The organism is Microcoleus sp. C2D2 (genome assembly GCF_036702495.1).
GTDB lineage: Bacteria > Cyanobacteriota > Cyanobacteriia > Cyanobacteriales > Microcoleaceae > Microcoleus.
Window position 1 is genome coordinate 1 of the sequence record NZ_JAUBTO010000293.1, and the last position, 4,395, is coordinate 4,395.

Annotated in this window: 4 protein-coding genes and 1 pseudogene; 1 reads left to right on the plus strand and 4 read right to left on the minus strand. The window is 39.9% G+C overall.

Features of this window, described 5'->3' with window-relative positions; all coding sequences use genetic code 11:
• The 3 genes and pseudogenes from QUB61_RS38070 to QUB61_RS40335 form a co-directional block, all read right to left on the minus strand.
• Positions 1-1,935 (minus strand): YncE family protein (locus QUB61_RS38070; RefSeq protein ID WP_445300336.1); only part of this gene is annotated, 1,935 nt, incomplete at its 3' end.
• Positions 1,936-2,405: 470 nt separating this feature from the next.
• Positions 2,406-2,606: pseudogene (locus QUB61_RS38075) on the minus strand (hypothetical protein); the annotation flags it as partial.
• 218 nt (positions 2,607-2,824) lie between these two features.
• Positions 2,825-3,118, minus strand: coding sequence for a hypothetical protein (locus tag QUB61_RS40335; protein ID WP_445300335.1), 294 nt, complete (start codon positions 3,116-3,118; stop codon positions 2,825-2,827).
• 246 nt (positions 3,119-3,364) lie between these two features.
• Between QUB61_RS40335 and QUB61_RS38085 the strand changes: the two genes are divergently transcribed.
• Positions 3,365-3,733: an ISAs1 family transposase gene (locus QUB61_RS38085; RefSeq protein ID WP_333136484.1), complete on the plus strand. Its 369-nt coding sequence runs from the start codon at positions 3,365-3,367 to the stop codon at positions 3,731-3,733.
• Positions 3,734-3,976: 243 nt separating this feature from the next.
• Here the strand turns inward: QUB61_RS38085 and QUB61_RS38090 are convergent, their stop codons facing one another.
• Entirely contained in the window at positions 3,977-4,186 is a 210-nt protein-coding gene (locus QUB61_RS38090) for an RRXRR domain-containing protein (protein ID WP_445300334.1), read from the minus strand.
• Between the last annotated feature and the right edge of the window lie 209 nt (positions 4,187-4,395).

The following is a 4,395-nucleotide window of genomic DNA, read 5'->3' on the forward strand; positions in this document are numbered from 1 at the left end:
GCTGCTGGCACCGACTGGTTCACGACTGGTAGATCCACCTGTGCCTTGAACATTTGTAACAGTCTCTGAGCTGCTGGCACCGACTGGTTCACGACTGGTAGATCCACCTGTGCCTTGAACATTTGTAACAGTCTCTGAGCTGCTGGCACCGACTGGTTCACGACTGGTAGATCCACCTGAGCCTTGAACATTTGTAACAGTCCGGGTTGTAGTAGTCTGTTCTTGATTTGTATCAGTTGCACCCACTGACTCTATTGCGAGGATAATTTGTCCTTCATTATCATCCTTGTAGGTGTCAACAAATAAACCTGTTAAGGTAGTTTTTTCTTTGACCTCTAAAACGACTTCATCTTTGAGACCATTCAATGAAGTCCAAGTTTCTTCAACTTCAATGCCAGTCTGTTTTGTAATAAATTTTCCGCCTTTGACCCAAATTAAAGCCCAAGGTTCTAGGTTAAACTTATTGTTGTCCGACCAATAAGTTGCATTGCCTTCACGAATTTTGAGGCGATAGTTTCCAGGATTTAATTCAATGGAGTTAGTACCCGATTGCTTCAAACTTTCCAGCTGATTTTCATCCAGCACATAACTATTGCGTTTGCTATCTACTGTTAAAGTCTGAGGACTGAAAAATGGCTTCTTACTGGTAATTAAAAGGTCAATTGAGCCACTATTGTCATTATTGTTAACATCAAAGAACAAAGCATTGAGAACTGTTCTTTGTTTAACTTCTAACTGCAAATTATCATTAGATCCGTTTAAGGTTGTCCAGGTTGCGCCTACTTCATAACCTGTGGTTTTATTGATAAATTTACTACCATTAACTCCATATATCCACAGTAAGACAAAAGGTTCTCCTTCTGTTTTCGCCTTGGCATATTTGTAGCGACCGCCACTAATTTTGATATCAAAAGTACCTTTATCGAAAGTAAAGGAAGTTGCAACATTTTGTTGCAGATTGTTCATTTGGTCGGGGTTGATCACGTAACAATGGTTTTTAGTATCAATGGTTAAAATGCTCATACCTTCCTCCCTAATTATTTTACTTTTTTGAAAAACTATTGCTGGTGTACCTTGAGAAGTTTTTTCTGGTTTTACTGCTGCTGGTATACGTTGAGAAGTCTTTTCTGGTTTTACTGCTGCTGGTATACGTTGAGAAGTTTCTTCTTTTGTTGTTTCAGCTTTTTCGTCTGACTTGACTTCTGGGGTAATTTCCGTTGTTACTACCGTAGCTGTTTCATAAATACTAATCCCTGCCCAACGACCCTTAGGTTCGGTCGTGGTGACTAAAGTTCCCTTACCAGTAGTCGTGTTAATGCGGATTAGTTGACCGTTTTTACCTAAGTTAAAGAAGTTACCAGTCACGCCGTAAAGAACATTACCAACAAATTCCATACTGGCAATATTGGGAAAGCCTATATCACCAATGGTTTGGACTTTATTAGTCTCTAAATTCCAACTTGCTAATAACTTCTTCTTGTTGTAACCAATCAAGGTAATATAAGCTTTGCCATCAGCATCAAAGGCAACTTCAGCACAGTTGTAGTCTTTATCCGCTAGCGTTACTACTGGCGTACCTTTACCTGTTTCGAGATTAATGGCAATCAGTTGTTTCGCTGTTGTGGCGTAAAGGGTATTACGCTGGCGATTATATGCTAAACCAGCACAAGCAGTGCCCATATCACTAATTATAGTGACATCACCTGAATTCAGGTCAATTTTAACTAGTCGAGTCTTGTCACCGTCCCGATCGAGTCCATATAGTTGCGAACCGACAAAAGCAATGTCATAAACTTCTGTAACTATCTCACCAACAAAAGTAGCTTTACCTGTGGCTAAATCCAGAGTGTAAAGTTTGCTTAATTGATTGGTGACACAATCTTGGATATAAACGGCCCCTGGTTTGACCTTAATAGGTTTAGCGGTGCTACTCATAGTTTTCTCTTTTTTCTTTCGGTGGAAACTGAAGAATTTCATACTTTCAAAGCTCTATGAGCTTCAATTTCGTAAATGAATCAAAACCTAAGCAATCAACATGAATTTTCTCCTTGGGATTGTTGTTCTCGGCATAAAAAAGATCTGCTTGAATATCACACAACAAAACAAAATCTGCAATCGTTTTCAGGTGATTTGCAAATATCCATTTTTGCTGAACACAGGCTATTATTAGCAGAGTTTTGAACTCTGTACTTTTACGAGTGACAGCAAAATCAAGCTTTAAGTGGTCGCGATTCAGAAAGAAAATTGATTTCGATTTAGCTTTGAGGCTTAGCTATCGCTTTAACTACAAACTAAGCTATATTTCTCTATACCAAAAGGCAGAGGATTTTTCCCAAGTATCTCTACTTACAGGGTGTTGACAAATTTTACACTTTGATAGGTATTAGTATAGACACTGAATTTAATTAGGGATTGCTGAATAATCGATCGCAAACTAAGAACAGGAGCGATATATTCAACCGTTGAATATAAGTTTTTTTTTTTATAGATACCACCAAAGTATAATTGTAGATTATCCTCAAGCCAAAAACAGGTGTTCTTTTTCCAAATAGACATAAAAACACAAAAAAAACCCGGCGCCACCAGGTAGCAAGGTTCATTACCAACAGGACTTACGCAACTGTCACAACTGTTCCTTGCACTACGGACAAAAAAATCAGACAATAAACATCGAAACATCGGGGCGTTTCAGTTGCTCAATTAAATAATTTGACAGCAGCCCATGTTTTACTTGATATATTGTTTGACCAGTTTTATAGGCTAAACTTTTGAGCCTAGCCCACATTCGTCGGCGCAAGCAACGTGATTTCTTTGAATTCTAGCTTTACGGCACTCGGCTTGACTCTATACCTGTTAATTGCTTGAGTTCTCTGTGAAATTTCTCAACTTTCCCACGAATGGCACACACTTTTTGTACATCACTCGTTGTAGATTGATTTAAGTCGTTACTTGCGACATATTCCGGATTGTTGGAAGAAGCAATTACTCGTCGAAATAATTTCACTTTCTTGAATTTGGGAAAGGTGTTAATTTTAATTGTTTTCCCTGACTGTAGCTCAGTTGGCTTCCAACTTAAAGATTCAAGAGATTTATAATCTTCACGGGCGTTGGGTGTCATCAACCAATCGGTTCTTCTTTAAGGGACAGTAATATATTTTGCCTAGCTTGTCAATAGCTTCCATGACTTTTTGGCTGGCATACCATGTGTCCATTAAGACTGTTTTGAAAGCCAACTCCGTATTGGTATACTACCCCTTGCAGCATTTCTAACAAATGGTCTATTTTGCTTGGACCGTCCCCATCGGGGTCATAGATTCGGTAATCTATTACCCAAAAACAGTGAGTATACGGTGAGAATGATTGCGTGGGTGCACTCAAGGGCAACCAATCTGGATTACTAAAAGCAGTCAAAGGCTGTTTTAAATCACAACAGAGCGCTCAAAAAATGAACAAAGGTCATGGTCGTCTTGAAAAAAGGACAGTGAGTATTACACAGAATTTGACAGACCTTCCCAAATTTCCGGGACTCAAGACCTTGATTAGAGTTGAATCAGAACGACAAGTATATCGTGCTAACATCATCGAGTATGCCACAGAAACCCGCTATTATATAGCTTCATTTGTTGATACAGCAGAAGCTTTTGGACAAAGAATCCGTGGTTATTGGGGAGTAGAGAATAAAGTGCATTATGTACGGGATGTGACCCGGCCCAGAAGATGCTTTACGCATTAGAACTACCCCAAAGCGTGCAAATCTGGGCAACGGCGCGTAATTTGGCACTCAATTTATATCGAGAGTAGGGATTTCAGAATATGGCTCAAGCTCAACGACTTGCTGGCTTTGGTCTTAAGCTAATCCGCATTTAAATTGCATGGTAAAATAAAATTTTCCTCTTGTGGGGTGGGCAGGAGAGCCCGCCCTCAACATACAATTTAAATGCACAACAGCTTAACACTCTCAAGGAATTATTTAGAATCAAATAGCCCTGGTGGTTTTACTACCAGGGTCGATTTTGATTCGATGAGGATGGGTAACCGAATCTGCAACAGTTCTATCCTGTAAAGCAATAGTGAATGGATAACAATTGAATACTTTTGCCCTGCCTTTTTGCAGTAGTTCTCTTGCCCTTGCCGGAGCACAGGGGTCAAGAGGTTTGAGATTTTTATCTAGTACGAAAACGCGCATCACTGCTGCCTCTCATTACTGGTAAAGTTGGCCTCGACGCTGTTAAGACTGGGTACTTTCAAAGATAACACTGGCTTTCCCTCAATGACCTGTTTAATTACCCAGTTGTAGAGCTTAGAACTGGCACGTATTCTAAGGAATGAGAATTAAATAACTTCCACAAGTTTGTGGGATGGGCGTCCCGCCCGTCCTTTTTGGACGGGCGGGAC